The sequence below is a fragment of the Halomonas sp. SIMBA_159 genome, from assembly GCF_046536035.1.
Taxonomy (GTDB): Bacteria; Pseudomonadota; Gammaproteobacteria; order Pseudomonadales; family Halomonadaceae; genus Vreelandella; species Vreelandella venusta_A.
Window position 1 is genome coordinate 1 of record NZ_JAWJBT010000248.1, and the last position, 323, is coordinate 323.

1 protein-coding gene is annotated in these 323 nt (G+C 44.3%); it reads left to right on the forward strand.

The genetic code is table 11. The annotated features are described in order from the left end of the window. The coding region (locus R0J87_RS19175) for an HK97 gp10 family phage protein (RefSeq protein ID WP_498888229.1) at positions 1-323 on the forward strand (323 nt) is incomplete at both ends.

Genomic DNA, 323 nt, shown 5'->3' on the forward strand with positions numbered 1-323 from the left:
TGAATGATGGCTTGCAAGCTGAATATGAAGAGTGGCTTGAAGGAATGGGCTATGAGTTTCTTGATATTGTTCAGGATGAGGTCATTCGTACAAAAACGGTGGATGCTCGTCGCTTGCTCAACTCATTCCAAAAAGGCGACCAAGAAAACGTCTTTTCAATGAGTAGTGGTGGACTTACTCTTGATGTTGGGACCAACTTGGAATACGCATCATACACAAACGATGGTCACTTTACCATTTATCTCTCCAAGAATCAGGACAGACGTTGGGTTCCTGGTAGGTGGGTTGGAGACCGCTTTGAATACGATCCAAACGCTGAAACA